The organism is Candidatus Sericytochromatia bacterium (assembly GCA_035285325.1).
Taxonomy (GTDB): Bacteria; Cyanobacteriota; Sericytochromatia; order S15B-MN24; family JAQBPE01; genus JAYKJB01.
Genome location: JAYKJB010000027.1, coordinates 1 through 16,384, shown reverse-complemented (window position 1 = coordinate 16,384; position 16,384 = coordinate 1). Strand labels below are relative to the sequence as shown.

15 protein-coding genes are annotated in these 16,384 nt (G+C 67.6%); 11 read left to right on the top strand and 4 right to left on the bottom strand.

The genetic code is table 11. The annotated features are described in order from the left end of the window. Position 1: 1 nt before the first annotated feature. The 8 genes from VKP62_04690 to VKP62_04655 all read left to right on the top strand — a co-directional run bounded on the left by VKP62_04690 (position 2) and on the right by VKP62_04655 (position 9,252). The gene (locus tag VKP62_04690) at positions 2–1,618 is read left to right on the top strand and encodes a hypothetical protein (GenBank protein ID MEB3196482.1); all 1,617 of its coding nucleotides are present in this window, start codon (positions 2–4) and stop codon (positions 1,616–1,618) included. A gap of 117 nt (positions 1,619–1,735) precedes the next feature. Beyond that, entirely contained in the window at positions 1,736–3,034 is a 1,299-nt protein-coding gene (locus VKP62_04685; GenBank protein MEB3196481.1) for a hypothetical protein, read from the top strand. Between the two features lie 150 nt (positions 3,035–3,184). Next, a complete protein-coding gene (locus tag VKP62_04680; GenBank protein MEB3196480.1) occupies positions 3,185–4,618 on the top strand; it encodes a M14 family metallopeptidase in 1,434 nt (477 codons plus the stop codon). A 93-nt stretch (positions 4,619–4,711) separates the two neighbouring features. Next, the gene (locus VKP62_04675; GenBank protein ID MEB3196479.1) at positions 4,712–5,704 is read left to right on the top strand and encodes a UbiA family prenyltransferase; all 993 of its coding nucleotides are present in this window, start codon (positions 4,712–4,714) and stop codon (positions 5,702–5,704) included. After that, positions 5,704–6,435: a ferrochelatase gene (locus VKP62_04670; GenBank protein MEB3196478.1), complete on the top strand. Its 732-nt coding sequence runs from the start codon at positions 5,704–5,706 to the stop codon at positions 6,433–6,435. Before VKP62_04675 ends, VKP62_04670 begins: the two co-directional genes overlap by 1 nt. Positions 6,436–6,443: 8 nt before the next feature. Beyond that, positions 6,444–7,394, top strand: coding sequence for a prenyltransferase (locus VKP62_04665; protein MEB3196477.1), 951 nt, complete (start codon positions 6,444–6,446; stop codon positions 7,392–7,394). 150 nt (positions 7,395–7,544) lie between these two features. Next, complete coding sequence (locus tag VKP62_04660; GenBank protein MEB3196476.1) at positions 7,545–8,786, top strand: TMEM43 family protein; 1,242 nt, start codon at positions 7,545–7,547, stop codon at positions 8,784–8,786. Positions 8,787–8,814: 28 nt separating this feature from the next. Beyond that, the gene (locus VKP62_04655; GenBank protein MEB3196475.1) at positions 8,815–9,252 is read left to right on the top strand and encodes a hypothetical protein; all 438 of its coding nucleotides are present in this window, start codon (positions 8,815–8,817) and stop codon (positions 9,250–9,252) included. Positions 9,253–9,276: 24 nt separating this feature from the next. Here VKP62_04655 and VKP62_04650 read toward each other — a convergent pair whose 3' ends face one another. Together VKP62_04650 and VKP62_04645 are read right to left on the bottom strand one after the other, a co-directional pair. Continuing rightward, positions 9,277–9,741 carry a hypothetical protein gene (locus VKP62_04650; protein MEB3196474.1) on the bottom strand — a complete coding sequence of 155 codons (465 nt, stop codon included), beginning with the start codon at positions 9,739–9,741 and terminating at the stop codon, positions 9,277–9,279. A 163-nt stretch (positions 9,742–9,904) separates the two neighbouring features. Then, positions 9,905–11,161 carry a M14 family zinc carboxypeptidase gene (locus VKP62_04645; GenBank protein MEB3196473.1) on the bottom strand — a complete coding sequence of 419 codons (1,257 nt, stop codon included), beginning with the start codon at positions 11,159–11,161 and terminating at the stop codon, positions 9,905–9,907. Positions 11,162–11,573: 412 nt separating this feature from the next. Here VKP62_04645 and VKP62_04640 point away from each other — a divergent pair, with 412 nt between their 5' ends. Together VKP62_04640 and VKP62_04635 are read left to right on the top strand one after the other, a co-directional pair. Beyond that, positions 11,574–12,518, top strand: a complete 945-nt coding sequence (locus tag VKP62_04640) for a hypothetical protein (GenBank protein MEB3196472.1) — start codon at positions 11,574–11,576, stop codon at positions 12,516–12,518. Positions 12,519–12,642: 124 nt separating this feature from the next. Beyond that, the gene (locus VKP62_04635) at positions 12,643–13,656 is read left to right on the top strand and encodes a WD40 repeat domain-containing protein (protein MEB3196471.1); all 1,014 of its coding nucleotides are present in this window, start codon (positions 12,643–12,645) and stop codon (positions 13,654–13,656) included. A 16-nt stretch (positions 13,657–13,672) separates the two neighbouring features. On the opposite strand, the gene VKP62_04630 is transcribed toward VKP62_04635, so the two are convergent. Next, a complete protein-coding gene (locus VKP62_04630) occupies positions 13,673–14,566 on the bottom strand; it encodes a pirin family protein (GenBank protein MEB3196470.1) in 894 nt (297 codons plus the stop codon). Positions 14,567–14,819: 253 nt separating this feature from the next. Here VKP62_04630 and VKP62_04625 point away from each other — a divergent pair, with 253 nt between their 5' ends. Then, positions 14,820–15,353, top strand: coding sequence for a hypothetical protein (locus VKP62_04625; GenBank protein ID MEB3196469.1), 534 nt, complete (start codon positions 14,820–14,822; stop codon positions 15,351–15,353). 115 nt (positions 15,354–15,468) lie between these two features. Here VKP62_04625 and VKP62_04620 read toward each other — a convergent pair whose 3' ends face one another. Continuing rightward, the gene (locus VKP62_04620; protein MEB3196468.1) at positions 15,469–16,047 is read right to left on the bottom strand and encodes a hypothetical protein; all 579 of its coding nucleotides are present in this window, start codon (positions 16,045–16,047) and stop codon (positions 15,469–15,471) included. Between the last annotated feature and the right edge of the window lie 337 nt (positions 16,048–16,384).

The window sequence follows — 16,384 nt, the reverse complement described above, 5'->3', positions numbered from 1 at the left end:
GTTGGCCTTGCTCCCTGACGCCACGGCGGTTCAGCTTGAATCGCAGTTTCAGGCCTTTCTCGCCAAAGCCTACCAGGGCGGGGACGGGGTGGCCCTGCTTGGGATGTACCATCCCGAGGCGTTGATTTCGTTCGCGGGCGAGACGACACGGGCAGGTGAGCTGGATGCCGAAGACTTCGCCTTGTTGCAAGCCCACTTTCTGGAAAGACGCGCCACCGCTGGAGGCGATGCGCTGGCCCCTCTGCTGGCCCCGCCACGCCTGTCGGGTGGCAGGTTAGAGGGGCCCGAGCGGGCGGTGCTCTGGTTTGATTCCGTGGAGCAAGGTTCAGGGCAGGCGATCGCCATCGGGGTCGGTTTTGCCTTGTTCGAGGAGTGCTGGCGGGTCGCCTGGATGACCCTGCGGGCAGCCCCGCAGAATTGGGACTTCGAAACGGGTCGTGCCCAGGCCGTGTCGGAGTTTGCCTGTGCCGAGGCGGCAGACCTGATCGCCCCACGCACCTGGCTTGACCTCTCCTGGTACCGTCAGTTCGGACATCCCAAGCCGCTGCTGCAGGTGCTTCCAGAGGCCCACTTTGGCTGTCACGGTTCGGGACATTGCTGCGACAAGGTGTTTGCGATCGACGTGGATGCCGGGGCCCAGACCCTGATCGACGCGATCCCCTGGGAGAAGGTCCACCCTCCCCTGAAGGGGACACGTTTGCAGCAAAAAGACGATGGACGCCTGCGTCTGAAAGGGGTTGGCGAGGTTTGCCGGTTTCTGGATGAGAAGCGGCACTGCCGGATCCACACGTATCTGGGGCGGGCGGTCTTCCCTGTCTGTTCCCAGTACCCCCTTCGCTGGACCCGAACCCCGGATGGGGTCGCGATCACCACCTCGATCTTCTGCGGGAGTGCGCGTCGCCGCTGGGGGCCAGCGTTATCGGAGCGACAGGCTGACATTCACGCGAGAATGTCGCTGTTCCCCGTCACGTCGAGTCCGCCTTTTCGTATCGAGGTAGATGGGGCCGACGATTGGGGGCTTTACCGGGAGGCAGAGGCACGCGTGCTGGCGATCCTGGCCCGTCGCGACCTGACACTGGACCGTCGCCTGTGGCTCAGCTGCGTCTATCTGAATGCCTTGAGGAAGGGGCAGCATCTGGACACGGCGGCCTTGGATGCGGTCGCGGGACCGCATTGCCCGAATTCGATGGCACAAAGGCTCTCCACGCTGGAAGTCGTGGCCAGCGTCGTGGCGGACATCGGGGAGGGACCGCTGGAACTGGAACCCGACGACCCCGAGACCGAGGACGTTCTGACCCATGCCTGCCGTGACTTGATCTTCTCCAAAACTTTTTTGGAACGCTATAGCTTGCGGACGGCGCTGAATGCTTCGGCTTTCATGGTGATCCTCGTGCGCTGGTTGCGGCGTCGTCAGCCGGCCCATCGCTGGACGGACGATTCGCCACTGGTAAACGCGATCGGTCAGATCTCACACGGGCCGTTTCTGCGGATCTTGACGCTGGCCCCACACTTCGAGGCCCTGCTCAACTCGCCTGACTTCGTGGCGTGGTTCATCGGCCCGGAGCCGCGGCAGGACGGTCGACCGGTGGAGGGTGCAGGTGAGACGCCGCCCGCTTGAAACTGGCTGTTGCGGTTACTCGCGGGCCGCAGCGGTTGGGGTGTTTGGGACGCTGGTTTCAGGGTACGTCAAAGGTGTCCGACGTCCTTCGCCATCACATCTCACAGGGAGGTCCCCGTGTCCCGATTGATCCTCTGTGGTTTGGCGCTGACCGTCAGCGTGCTCGGGGCCTGTCAGCGTCCCCCTGAAACGCCCAGCGCGCCGGAGGTGAAGCCGCGTGCCGCCCAGAGCACCAGCCGGGTCCTGCAAGGAACGGTGCTGGCCCCGGCCAACCTGATTGGCCTGGATGGGGCCTCGCTGGTGGGCCTGGACGGGGCCACGCTGGTGGGCCTGGATGGGGCGACCCTGGTGGGGCTGGACGGGGCCACCCTTCAAGGGCGTGAAACCGCGTCCGGGCTGGCTCGTCAGCTGACGGGTGCCGGGCCGGAAACGCCTGATGTCCTGTCTTCTCGCCAGACCCCTGGTTTCGCGACGGCCTTCCGCTTGCTGGCGCGGCAGGACAATCCCCTGGCCGGGGCCACCGTGGTGCTGGCCAGTGCCGCCGGGAAGATCCTGGAACCACGGATTCAGGCCGTGACGGATGCGCAAGGGCGCTTCTCGCTACCGGTCAAGGGCTCCGGTTACATCGCCGTGGCGCTGGCGCGCAATCCGGAGCGACAACTGGTGCGCCTCCGCGCTTATTCCGCCGACACGGGCGCGAAGCCTCAGGTGGGAGTCGCGCCTGCGACGACCCTGCTGACCAACGTCTTGCTCGACAGCGCCGGCCCACTGGGGCTGACGGGGCTCTCGGAAGGCGACTACAAGGGCACCGTGGCCGAAATGGAGAAAGCCGCGGGCAGTGAGCCCTGGCCGGACCTCAGTCGTCGCGATGCGGTCCAGGCGGCCGTCGCGGCCATGGCCGAAAAGTCGCCCGAACTGAAGCGCCGACTCGATGACTTGAAAAAGGCCCTGAGCGATCCCAGTTATGAAACAGCCCCTGCCGATGTGACGACCCAACCGCTCGCCACGGCCCGAGCGACGCCTACCCCGGCGCCCACGCCCCGGGCTCCCAGAACCGTCACCGTGCGGATGGGGGCGCAGGCCGTGGATACCAAGGAGAATCGCTGGTTCAGCACTGGGGTCAACGTCCTGCCTGGGGACAAACTGTCCTTCAGGATCTCGGGGGCGGTGCGCATGTGCAAGGATTGCGCGGAGGTGGGACCCGATGGTGACCCGGTGATCAAGGGCATGAAAGGCTACATGCCGGGTTTCCCGCTCGGGGCATTGATCATCAAGGTCAGCAACGTCGTGTATTCCTTCACGGACGGCGACGGGGCGCAGGTGCAGGCCGCCGGGCCGCTGCAACTGGGCCTGAACGACGACACCGCGGCCGAGGACAACAGCGGCACCTTCACGATCGAGATCACGCAGAAATAGCGACTGAGCGTGAACCGGGGGGCCGCCCCGGTGTCGCGGGAATGGTGGGCGAGCTGGGCGGCAGCCGCTGGAGCCTGCCGCACGCAAGTTTTTCTTTTTTAACCATATAACCATCGCAGGTTAAACTTCGTGCGATGGGAGAGTGGAGACGTGGCAGCCAGTTTTCGGAAGGGGCTCACCCTGACGCTCGGGATGTGGCTGATCGCCTCCGCGGGATGCGGTCGCCCGGCGCCAGGCGGCCTGGCGCGAGGGGCCGCCGAGGGGCTGCAGGCGCGGGCGGACGCGTCGTCCCCGGTGGCCGTGACCTACCAGACCCGCGCCCAGCTGGGAACCCTGGCACGGGCCGGTGTCGACTTTGAAGGCTTCGACACGCGCCGGAAGCGTTTTCGCGCCAAACTGACGCCCGAACAGTTCGCGCTGGCGCAACGCCTGGGTTTGAAAATCACGCAGGACCTGACAGGTCGACGCAACCAGTACGATCCGCAGTATCGGACCTACGAGCAGACGGTGGCTTTGCTGCGCAGCCTGGCTGACAAGCGGCCGGACCTGGCCGAGGTGGTCGACATCGGGGACGCCTGGGAAAAAACGCAAAAACGGGCCGACCGCGACATCGTGGCCCTGCGCCTCGGGAAAAAGGGCGCGGGCAAGCCTGTCGTGCTGTTCGCCGGCTGCCACCACGCGCGCGAACTGGCGACGCCCGAAATGGTGCTCTTGATGGCCGAGGAACTCGTGACCCGCTACGGCCAGGACGCCGAGATCACGGGGCTGGTCGACCAGCGTGAGATCTGGCTGGTGCCGATGGTCAATCCGGACGGCCACGCCCGCGCCGAGAAGGGCGCCGATCAGCGCAAGAATACCAACAACGTGACGGGGGGCAAGCAGCGCATCGGGGTCGACTTGAACCGCAACTACGGCGGACCCGATTGGGGGGGAGCCGGCACCAGCAGTGCGCCCAATGCCGACACGTTTGGCGGCACGGCCGCCTTCTCGGAGCCCGAGACCCAGGCCATGCGCGACCTGATGCGGCGCATCAAGCCGACCTACCTGATGACCTTCCACAGTTACTCCAACATGGTGCTGTGGCCCTGGGGCTACACCGACGCCCCGCCGCCGGACCCTCGGCTCGCGCTGGTCGGCCAGAAGCTGGGTGAACTGTCGGGCTACGAGGCCGGGCAGAGTGGTCCCGCCCTGTATGCCACGGCCGGAGACGACACCGACTGGGCCTTTGCGGAACTCGGCACGCTCGCCTACACCGTCGAGGTCGGGGGCTGGTCGGATGGCTTTGATCCCCCTTACGAGGCGGTTAAACGCTTCTGGCAGGAAAATCGCCCCATGATGATGTTTGCCCTGCGCACCGCCGACCACCCGGCGGCAGCGGCGGGCCCTGAAATGCGCGGTGGCAAGGGACCAAAGGCCACAGCGGCGGAGCTGTTCCTCGGGCGACCCGGCCCCAGCGGCACGGGCCAGGCCGTGGCGCCGGGCAAGGCTCCCGTCGTGACGAGCAGCGAGCGCACCCTGGTCTGGTCGCACGCTCGCGACGCGCGCGGCAACTGGGGCCCGTGGAGCATCACCTGGAGCCGTTGAGCCAGCAAGCGGCGAGGAGGAACGGGGGCAGAAGCCTGCGGAGGTCGCTTCGCTGTGCTTGACGCTTGTCCCGCGTCCGCCAAAATAGACGACGTGTCTGTCTCGCCTCCTCCCAGTGACATGTCCCCGCCATTCCCGGCGGCCCAAGCGATCAAGGGGTTGCCCACCACCGTCGCGGGGCGCTGGATCTATGCGCTGAAACCCGCCAGCTGGCCCAAATTGCTGGTGCCGACCCTGCTGGGACAGGCGCTGGGAGTGACGGTTGTGGCCGGTTTTTCCTGGATGGCCTGCGCGCTGGGGGTCGCCTTCACGCTGGCGCTGGGCGCCGCGATTGTCTGGCTGAACGATTGGGCGGATCAGCCGGTGGACCGGATCAAACGCGCCATGTTTCCAACGGGTGGCTCGCCTAAAACCATCCCGGACGGGATCCTGTCGGCGCGCGCCGTGGGGCTGGCGGGGGCGCTGGCGGCCGGCCTGGCGCTGGCCCTCGCGGGGCTGGGGGGGCACTTGCTCGGGCGCCCCTGGCTCGGCCTCGCGGCCTTGCTGTGTCTCGCCTGTTTCGTGGCTTACAGCCTGCCGCCCCTGCGGCTGAATTATCGCGGCGGGGGCGAAGCTCTGGAGGCGCTCGGGGTCGGCCTCTTGTTGCCTGGCTTTCAGGCCTACTTGCAGGCGGGAGAAACCTGGGGGGCTGTCTATCCCTACCTGGTCGGACATGGGTTGCTGGCCCTTGCCAGCGCGCTCGCGAGCGGGTTGTCCGACGAGGACAGCGATCGCGGCGGCGGCAAGCGAACCTTCACCACCTCCTGGGGCAACGCCCGCGTGCGCCGGGCCGTGCAGCGATGTGTCTCGCTGGCCGCGCTGGCCTGGCTGGTCGCCGCGCTCGCGCAACCCACGCAGGCCCGCTGGCCGGGCCTGCTGGCGGCTGTGGTGTTGCTGGCGCTCATGGAATGGCCGCGACGATTGTCTCCGCAGGCCGTGACGGGTGCCTTTGCAGCCCAGGGGCGTTACAAAGCAGCGCTGCATGGGGTGAGCTGGAGTGCCACCGCGGCGCTGGCGCTGGCCTTGCTGCTGCAGGGGCGCGGCTGATGCTGCGGGCCGAACCCTGGCAGGACCTGGTGGAATGCGAAAGGCGCCAGCAGGAGGCCCTGCAGCACTATGAAACCCTCGCGCCAGGCCGGTTGGCACCGACGCCCTGGGCGCAACTGGCGGCGGCCTTGCTCCCCAAGGAGCCCTCCGATCGCCGCGAAGCCTGGTGCGAGGGGTTCGTCGCCATTCTCGCGGCGCAGGCGCAGCATTTCCCGGACACCCGCTTCTGGGACACCGACTATCTGGCCGCCAGTTTGCTGCACGAGACGCGCACCGCCGCGGATCTGCGCGACCTCTGCCGGCGGATCGTCGACTTGCAGGGATGCTTCGGTCGCCGTTCGGCGATCGCCTTTCGTTATACCCACGACTTCACCTACGGTTTCGATTGGGCGCGCTGGGTCCTCAAGGCGCCAGCCGAACGGGCGCTATTCGGCCCATTCTCGCCAACCTTCGTGGGCTACCTTGAACGGCGTGGCCAGGAACTGTTGACGCTGATCGCCGAGGACGATGAGAAATATCCACGCTTGCCGGGGGGGGAGCCCCGCAATCCCTTTGCCTTCTCGCGGGAACCGGAAGATGAGACGGCGCTCTTGCGTGCGCTCCGTGATGCCGGGGAGTTGCCCCTGCAGGCCTGGCGGATCGATGCGGCGCCCGAATGGCAGCGGCCGTTTGCAACGCTGCGTCTGCAGCGGGCCCAGCATCTGGGGATGGGGCACCCCGGCGCCCCGTGAATGCGTTGATGGCCTGGTGGCAGGCGGCGCGATTTCCCTCCCAGGTCTACCTGTGGGGCCCGCTGTTACTCGGGCAGGCCCTGGCCTGGCGGGAGACGGGGCGCTGGGAGGCGGGCATTTGCGCGCTGGTGCTGGGCTACGGCCTGGCCCAGCAGCTGTTCATCGTGTTCGCGAACGATCTGGCCGATGCGGAGACGGACCGCCTCAACCCCCACCCGACCTTTTTGTCCGGCGGTAGCCGGGTGCTGGTCGAGGGCCGCCTGAGCGCGGGTGCGCTGGCCCGTGCCGCCGTGGTAGCGGCCATTGCGGCCCTGCTGCTGGCGATCGCCCTGGGCGGGTGGACCGGGACGCCCCTGCTGCCGCTGCTGGCGCTGGGGGGCCTGGCCTTGCTGTGGGCCTACAGCTACCCGCCGCTGCGGCTCTCGTTTCGGGGGGGGGGGGAGGGGTTGCAGGCCCTGGGGCTCGGGGGGGTGCTGCCGTTGTTCGGCTATCTGGCTCAAGCGGGAAGCCTGGCTGGGTTTCCCGTCTGGATCTGGGCCAGCCTGCTGCCCCTGCAGCTGGCGCTGGCGCTGGCCACCAGCTTGCCGGACGAGCCGGGCGATCGCCTGGTGGCCAAGCGCACCTGCGCCGTCGTCTGGGGCGGCGCGAGGGTCCGGACGGCGATCGTCGCCTTGTTGCTGTTCGCCCTGGCCGCCTGGCCCTTCCTGCATCCGCTGACCGGGGCCTGGCAGGCGCCGGCGTGGCGTCACTCGCTGGTGCCGGCAGCCTGCCTGATCCTGATGCCCTGGCTGTCCGCCCGCGCGGCCACCTCTCGGGCCTGGCTGCTGGCCTTCGTCGTGTCGACGGCCCTGGTCGTGCTCAGCTGGATGCTGGCGCTCTGGGGGGATGCCGCCGGCTGGGCCCTCCCGGGGCTGCGGATGCCCGAGGTCTATCTGGCCTGGTGGGAGGCCCCGCGTTGATGCACGGACGGGGGTGGGGCGGCCTGGTCAAGTGGGTATGTGAGGCACGAGCAACCCTGGAACAGGGCCGTGCCGGCCCGTGGGCTGAAGAACCGTGATCCGACTCGAGCCTTCGCGGACGGGCGGAAGGCGGCCACAAGGAGAATGGACGTGCCAGACAACGAAGAGCGCGACGGCAGCGATTACGAGGAAACCGAACGCTCGGACAGCTGGGGGGAGCGGGACGAGCGGGATGAGCCCAGCCTGGAGTTTCCGGGGGCCTCCTTTGGCTCGAGCGGCGACAGCGTCACCGAGGTGAGCGAGAAGGGCCTGTTTGCCCGGCTCGGCGAGTCGATTGGCACGGCCCTGCTGGGCGTGGTGTTCTTCCTGGCCTCGTTCGTGGTGCTCTACAAGAACGAGGGCACGGTCGACGAGTCGAAGATGGCCCGGTCGGCGGTGGAGATCAGCGCGGCGGCGCCCGATGCCTCCAAGGTTGGTCAGTTCGTGGCCGCCACCGGCCCCCTGGCCTCGCAGGCCAAACTCGGCGATGAGTTTCTGGCTCCGGGCAATTACCTCAAGCTGACCCGCGAAGCCCAGATGTACGCCTGGGTGGAAAACAAGGAGAGCCGCACGGAGAAGCAGGTGGGCGGCAGTGAAAAGACCGTCACGACCTATTCCTACAAGCGTGACTGGACGGGCTATCCGCGTGATAGCGACAAATTCAAGCGCCAGGTCGGGCATCACAATCCGCCCATGACGGTCAAGGGGACCAGCGTCACGGCCGACCAGGGCAGCCTGGGCAGCCTGAGCCTGGACATGGCCAAGGTGGCCTTGCCGAGCGGGTCTCCCCTGCGCCTGTCGGAGGCCTCGATCAAGGGGGGCACGGCCGTGGGCAACCAGCTCTACGTCGGGCGCGCCAACCCGAACGACCCCCGCGTCGGGGATGTGCGGGTGACCTACTCGGCCCTGGCCCCGGGCGGGACCTACACGGTGCTGGGCAAGCTGGAGAGCGCCTCGGCGATCGGGCCCGCCATGGTCGAGGACCGCGAGTTCTACCGCGTCTTCCAGGGCTCCAAGAAGGATGCGCTGGAGACGCTCTCGACCGAGTACAAACTCTGGATCTGGGGCTTCCGCCTGCTCGGCTTTTTGCTGTGCTGGGGCGGGCTTGGCATGATGGTTTCGCCGATCAACACCTTGCTCGACGTCTTGCCCTTCCTGGGCAGCTTCGGGCGTGGGCTGACCGGATTTGTCACCTTTCCGATCGCCCTGTTCCTGTCGGGATTGACGATTCTGATCGCCTGGATCACGCACAGCCTGGTTGCCATGGTGGTGATTGGCGTGGCCGGCTTGCTGCTCGGTATCCGGCTGTTCGGAGCCAAGAAGGCGCCGAAGGCGGCGGCGCGCGCGGCCTGAGCGTCACGCATCCATTGGGAGGAACGACGTGACGCTGCCGGTTCTGGCCTTGCACCTGGCCGCCACCTGGTTCATGACCGGCCTGATCTGGCTGATCCAGCTGGTACACTACCCGCTCTTCTCCCAGGTGGGGCCTGAGCGCTTCGTGGCCTATCATCATGCGCACAGCACCCTGATCACCCTGATCGTCGGCCCCGTGATGCTGCTGGAGGCCGCCACTGCGGTCTACCTGCTGGCCGCGTTCGTGGCCGAGCCACGCGCCTGGGTCTGGTGGCTGGCGGGTGGCTTGCTGGGCATTGTCTGGCTCAGCACCGCGTTCCTGCAGGTGCCCATGCACGCCGTGCTGTCGCAAGGCTTCGACCCGGCCGCCCACGCCCGCCTGGTCGACACCAACTGGATCCGCACGGTGGGCTGGAGCGCGCGCGCCGTGCTGGTCACGGCCTGGTGGGTGCTGCGCGCTCCCTGAAGGGGGGCGCGGGGATGAACGCCGTCAGCGCGGGCTTTTGGTCATTTTCAGGCGCTGGTGGGTTCGCATGGCTTCCGCGAAGATGCTTTGAAAGTGACCTTCCAGCTCCGCCAGCAGCTCCACGCGAAGGTTCGGGTCGCGGCTGAAGCGCCCGACGAATTTCTGCAGGGCGGCCCGCTGTGCGCTGTGGTAGAGCGGCACGTCGGTCGGATGCAGGCTGTTTTTCGGGATGCCGGGAATCTCCCCGCTCTCCCATTGCGCCAGCCGTTTCATCTCCCACTGAAGGGCTTGGCCGGCCTCGACGGCGGTCAGGAAGCTCTCCATGCGCTCCATCAGCCAGCCTTTGGCCTTGTCTTCCGGCAGCATGGCCAGCATCTGGATCATGGGCAGATCCAGGTTTCGCAAGGCGGCCAGCAATTCATCCACCAGGTCCTTGAGCCAGCGGGTGCGCAGCTGGGTGGCAAACTGGGGAAACAGGACGTTGGACATGGCAAGTGCTCCTGCGGCTGGCCTCGGGTGGCGGCGGCTCAGGATCCAAACGAAGGGACGCAGTCGCCGCCAACGGGAGGACGCCGGCAAGCTCGTTCGGTCTGGCTCGCTTCCCCAGAGATACCCGCTCAGCGGGGAGGCGATTCGGGGCTGATCGCCGCGATCAGAAGCGCAAGGCCAAGCCGGGCACGCCGGCCGAAGCGGGGGGCTCCGGCGGCAGGGTCATCTCCGCCGCATCGGGGTTGCCGGCCGCCAGCGCCAGCCAGATCAGCGGCCAGCGCCACTCGTTCCAGTCCTTCTCCACCTGCGCGAAGGCCGGCGAGAAGCCCGGGTCGTTCAGCTCGATGGTGAAGGCCAGGGTGCCGTGGGCTTCCAGCACCCAGGTGGTGGTGTCGCCCGTGACGTGGTACAGCACCCGCCCGATCGTGCCGGTCTTGTAGGCCAGGCGGTTGGCGATCGCCCGTCCCAGCTTGCCGAGCACGGCCTCCTGCTTGGTGAAGGTCTTGCCGTAGCCGGGCGGCCACAGCAGCATGCCGCCGAAGCTGTGCATGTCCACCGCCAGGGTGAACTTCTTCTCGCTCATGAACTTGGTCAGCACGCGCGTCTCAGGCTCGGAGAGCGGTGCTTGCCCCCGGTAGACCTCCTCGTTCGGGCGCGCCTCACCTTCCTGCCAGTGGTTGTCGCAGTTGCGGTTGAGGTCCACGCCGAAGGAGCCGTCTGGATTCAGGCGCGCGTTCTTGCGCCAGAAGTCTTCGCCTTGCTCCACGCGCTGCCGCCCGTCCGGGTTCAGCATCGGGATGATCCAGACCTCGCGCTCGTCGAGCAAGCGGGTCACGACCGGATCCTTGCCGTAGCGCGTGACCAGGTGGTCGAGCAGGCGCAGCTGGATCTCGACCGGTACCAGTTCACGGGCATGCACGCCGGAATAGAACAGGACCGGGGGGCGCGGGCCGCGGGTTTTGCCCAGCAGCTCCAGCGCCAGAATCTCGCGTCCCTCGAGGCTCTGCCCGATCGATTGCACCCGCAGGCGGTCGGGGTGTTGCTTGGCCAGCGCACGAACGTCGTCACGCAGCTGGTCGATGCGCCGGTAGCCGGCCGGGAAGGCCAGCGACGCCTTCATCTGCGGCTCGGCCCGCCAGCCGAAGCCGGCTGCCTTCAGGCGCCGGATCTGCGCCTCCGTCAGCCGCGCGCCGACGGTGCCGGCGTTGCGGTCGACGTTTTCGAACAGGTCGAAGCCCCAGCGCTCCAGCTTGGCCAGGCCGCTGTCGTGCTTGAAGCTGATGCGCCCGACGCTGGCCTCGCGCGACCGGCTGGCCGCCTGCCCCGTTGCGGTTTCGCTGGCGACCGGGGCGATTGCCGGGCGGCCGCAGGCGGCCAGCAGCAGGGTCGCCGCGAGCAGGGAAAGCAGGGGTTGGCGCATCGAAGGTCGACCTTCCGGGTGGGCCGACAGGGGTCGGCCAGGGGGGCTTGAAGGATGTCGGTCTGGCTGGTTCCAGCGACGTTTCAGCTCGGCTCGTTATGGTTAATTTGCGATTAAGCTCCGGCAAAGAAGTGATGAATTTCATTCCTTCACGCCGCCTGAGCGACTGTCGCCCGCCGGTCAGGTCGGCGCGGGGCCCTGCCCTGCCCGGCCGACTTTCCGGATGGCGGGGCCCGCGACCGCCCGCGCGTCGTTTGACAAGGGGACGAGGCGGCGCCACAATCAGGGCCGCACGCCCACAGGGCGTCGCGGCAACCCGCTCCGAGGACCTCGCCTGTCCCTGCGGTCGGCTGACCAGCCCGGTGGCACCGCGCAGGAATGGACCCGCGCCCCGATCGTCGAAGGAGACTTCATGTTCCGCATTTCCGCCCTGACCCTGACGGTTCTCGCTGGGGTGGCCCTGACCTCACCGGCCCAGGCGATCGACCTGTCGGGGGTCAAGATCGACCTGAATGGCGTGAGCCTGCCCCAGGGCAACCCGGCGCCTGCCCGGCTGCACCCCTACACCGAAGACGTGTTTCGCAAGTGGGTGGCCGCACTCGACGAGGATTTTGCCACGCTGGAGGGCTCGCGTCCGGTCGATGAGAAGGTGCGGGAACTGGAGGGCAACTGGCGCTACTTCCAGTCTCAGCAGCATGAGTTGCGCAAGCATCCCGAGTTCGAGGGGGCCTACCAGCGCATGGGCACCTTGATGTTACGGCTGGCCGGCCTCAAAACCCAGGTGGCCGTGGCCATGGCGGACAAGGGGGTGAAGGATCGCAACCCCAACTACTTCCATCCGAGTTCCGGCATCTATCAGACCCTCAAGGAAGCGGAGCGCTTCATCGCGTTCGGGGCTTTCAAGGGCGAGGCCGATGGCGAGCTGGTGGCCGCCAAGCAGGCGCTGGCGGACGCCCAGAAAGCCGTGGCCGAGCGGGCCGCCAATTTCGGAGAGGCCTCCGCGGCGGCCTATCGCCTGCCGCCCGAGCGCTACAGTGGGGCGGACAAGGCCAAGCTGACGGCCCTGGTGCGCAGCAGCTGGCAGGCCAAGTATCCGGAGGACCGGATTCTGGCGATCCGCTTTCCCAAGGCGGCCTGGAAGCGCGACAGCGAGCTGAAGCGCAATGCCACCAACTGGTACAAGACGGACGTGTCGAGCCTGGTGGTCTACGTGGTGGTGAAGACCTCCGCCACGCTGGCGACGGTCTACCCGGCCTACCTGAACAAGGACCACATGCAGGGCGACGAGCTGTTGGTGGGGGTCAACACCAAGGGCGACAGCTACGTGCATGAAGAGATGCTGATCAAGAACCTTTGATAATCTCTTCTTTACCTTGACCCAGGCAAGCCCTGTCTTCACCATTCGATAACCTCTCTATCATATTCGTTAACCACGGGCGGCTCCGAGCCGGAGCCGCCGTGCTGAAGAGAGGAAGCGCACGGTGCGTCAGAGCAAATGGGTCCAGGTGGCGGCGTTGGGGCTGGCGTTGAGCCTGTCCGGCTGTGGCAGTGTGTCGCTCAGTGACGTGCGCAAGCCCGATTTCCAGGCGGGCGCCAGCCGTCGCGCCGGCAGTGGTGCGCAGGTCCTGCGTGGCCATGCCGAGGCCGTGCGCGCCGTGGCGGTCTCGCCCGATGGGCGCACGCTGGCCAGTGCCGGTGCCGACGGCGTGATCATGCTGTGGGATGCGGCCACCGGCGATCGCCAGCGAGTGCTGGAAGATCGCATGGGCGCCGTCTGGGCACTGGCCTACAGCCCGGATGGCAGCATGCTGGCCAGTGGCAGCCAGGATGGCCTGTTGCGCCTGTGGGACACCCGCAGCTTCCAGGTGCTGACCTCCGTCAACAAGCCCAATGGGGGCGCCTTGGCGGTCGTGTTCGCGGCCGGGGACGGCATTGCCAGCGTCGGCGACGATGGCCATCTGCGCTGGCGCGACCCTCGCACCGCCGCCACCCGGGACGTTCTCAGCGTGGGTGAGGATGCCCTCACGGCGCTGGACGTATCGCCGGACGGGGGGCGCCTGGTCACCGGCGATTGGAACGGCACGCTCAAGCTCTGGGATCTCAAGCAGGGCCGCCCGCTGGCCACCTTCGCCGGCCGCGCAGATTCGATCACCAGCGTGGCTTTCAGTCCGGATGGCCGCTTGATGGCCGCGAGCAGCGGCGATCGCCGTGTCGTGCTCTACGATACCCAGACGTATCAGGTGGTGCGGACCCTGGCCGGCCTCAACGGCAATCGCCATCAGGTGCGTTTCAGTCCCGATGGCCGCCTCCTCGCCACCGGGGGCAGCGACAAGGTGGTGCACCTCTGGGAGGTCGACACCGGCGCGCCGGTCGGCCGCTTCGGGGGCCATCAGGGGGCCATCACCTCACTCGCGTTCCACCCCAGCCGGCGTCAGGTCATCACGGGCAGCACCGACGCCACGGTGCGGGTCTGGGACCTGAGCGCGGCCCGCTGAGCGCCGCGCTCGGCGGTCAATCGTCCAGCCGGCCGAACTTGCCGTCGTTGTAGTCGGTGATGGCCTGCTTGATCTCCGCCATCGTGTTCATCACGAACGGGCCGTAGGACACCACCGGCTCGTTGATCGGTTCCCCGGCCAGCAGCAGCAGCCGGGCCCCCTCGCTGGTGGTCAGGCTGAAGCGCTCGGCGTCATGCCCGAAGCTCACGAAATCGTGCAGGCCCGCTCGCGTGGTGTCGTTGACGAGGATTTCGCCGGCCATCACGACCAGGCCCACGTTGTAATGGGGCGGAAGGTTCCAGGTGTGGCGTCCACCTGGCTGCAGCTGGATGTCCTGGATCGCGATCGGCGTGAACGGCCGGGCCGGCCCGCGTGCCCCTTCGAACTCGCCTGCAATCACGCGCACCCGGCCCGCCCCGTCCGGCAACGTCACCTCGCCCATCTCGGCGGCCGTGATGGCGTGGTAGGACGGCGGGCCCATCTTGTGGGCCGCCGGCAGGTTGACCCACAGCTGCGCCATGTGGAAGAGGCCGCCCTGTCGGGCGAAATTCGCCTCGTGATACTCCTGGTGCAGCACGCCCGAGGCGGCTGACATCCATTGCACGTCACCGGGCCCGATCGTGCCGCCGCCGCCCGCACTGTCGTGGTGCGAGACGCTGCCCTCGAAGGCCAGCGTGACGGTCTCGAAGCCGCGGTGGGGATGGGTGCCGACGCCGCGGCGGGCCTGGGTCGGCGGATAGTGGTACGGGGGGTGATAATCCAGCAGCAGGAACGGGTTCATCGCCTTTTCCAGGGTGGGATAGGCCTGCAGGTAGCCCATGACGCGGAAGCCGTCCCCCACCCAGTGGAGATCAGGGGCGGGGTAGATCTGCGCGATGGGACGGTTTGCTCCGGAGAGCGGCAGGGTCATGGGGGCATCCTCATGGGGGCGATCGCCCGGTGTGTATTTAATTCTATGTCGAACAAATTACCAGACCTCTTCAGCGGGTACAAGGGCCGCGGCCTGGCGTGCGCTCTGCGCACACGGCGCGCCGGGGCCAGCCGGGCGATCGGGGGCATCGCGTTTCAGCGGGAGGCTTTGCTTGTCGGGATGGCTGCCGGGTCGTTGGTGGTGTTGCCTGCCTCTGGCGTGGGGTCTGATGGCAGGGTTTGCAGGTGCGTCGATGGCCGCTCCCCTCGATCTGGGTGACTTGCCCGCGGAACTGGTGGTGCAGCTGGCGGGTCCTCCGGCGGTGGAGCTGCGACTTCCGGGCCTGCCGATTCTCTATGCCGAGCGCGTCTACGGGAAATGGGGAACGGCCGGTTGGGAGAGCGCGACGACTCTTCAAACGGCCCACCGCACGCTGCAAGTGCGCGCCCCGCAAGGGCGGCTGACCTTGTCAGTCGATCGCCTGCGCCTGTTTCTCGCGCCGGCCTGGCAGAAATCCTACGAGCAGGCTGAGGCGGACCAGGCGCCCCCCCCGATCCAGGAGGCCCTGCGCGAGGATGGCGCGCCGATCACGGAACACGTGTTCGTGCTGCGCGCGCGCACGCCGTATCATGCACGCGTGGCCACCGAGACGCTCAGCCTGCCACCGGATCGCTGGCGGGAACTCGATCGCCGCCCCACCCGCCAGGTCCTCTGGCTGTCGGATCTGCCCTTTCTGGAGGGGCGCCCCCAGCGTCCGCCGACGCCGCGCACCCGCCAGATTCGCTGAGGTCCGCGGGCTGGTAGGCCTGGAAGGGCCCCATGGGACGCTTCATCGTCAGACCATGAGCCCATAGACCGGCCGCCTGTCGGCACGATGCCAGCGTGGCTGGATCCTGCGGCGCTCAGAAGACTTGTAGCTGGAGCGGCTTGAAGCGCCGGAGCATGCCGGCCGCCTGGTCCACCTCCGGGCGCGTGCCGTGGACGGCAATCAACCAGTGGCCCTGCTTCAGTTCCGCTTCGTAGGCTGCGCGCAGCGATTCACTGTCCCGATCATCCAGGATGGCGCCCCACAACATGGCGATCCCAGCACCCGCCGTGGCCAGCCAGATTGCCGTGCGCGCGATGGCGAGTGGCCCCCCGGCCAGCACGGCCGGACCGAGACCGGGTAGCGCCAGGGTCACCAGGGTGAGCGCCGCGCCGGCTGCCACACCGCGCAGGGCGCTGCGCCACTCCAGGCGCCCGCTGCCTTCGGCCGCCTGGGACAGGCTGATGGCCGAAGAATGACGGATTTGCCGATACTCTGGATGCGCTTCCAGCAAGTGGTTGGCGGCGCTGTCATCGCGGCTGAGGATGGCAATCCGGGGTTGTGGAATGCCGTCTTGCACCAGTTCGGCCAGCGCCAGGCTGGCCACCTCGGCGTCTTTCAGCGAGGCCACCATGAGGTGGTCGCCCGGCGTCAACGTCTCGGCCCAAGGTCCCATGTCGGCATCCTCTCTGGCACGCCTTCATAGGGCCCTGAGCGCCGCTATGACGGGTCGTGCTGCTTTTGGTGGGCAGAGCCCATTCTGCAAGGCCTGAACCGGAACGCGAGCAAAGGACCTGGCTTGGCGTCCGGCGAATACCCGCTCGACGGGGCTGCAGAAAGCGCGTCGCCCGCTCACGCGAACCAAGACCGCAATTTCAGTCTGCCGCTTGATCAGACCGGTTCGAACCGGCGAAATCGAGGGAATAAGAGGAACAGAGCGGAGGGCACCCGCATGACACGACAATGGCTGTCGGTGTCGCTGGGGCGTGGCGCCTTCCTGACGTGGGCGAGCC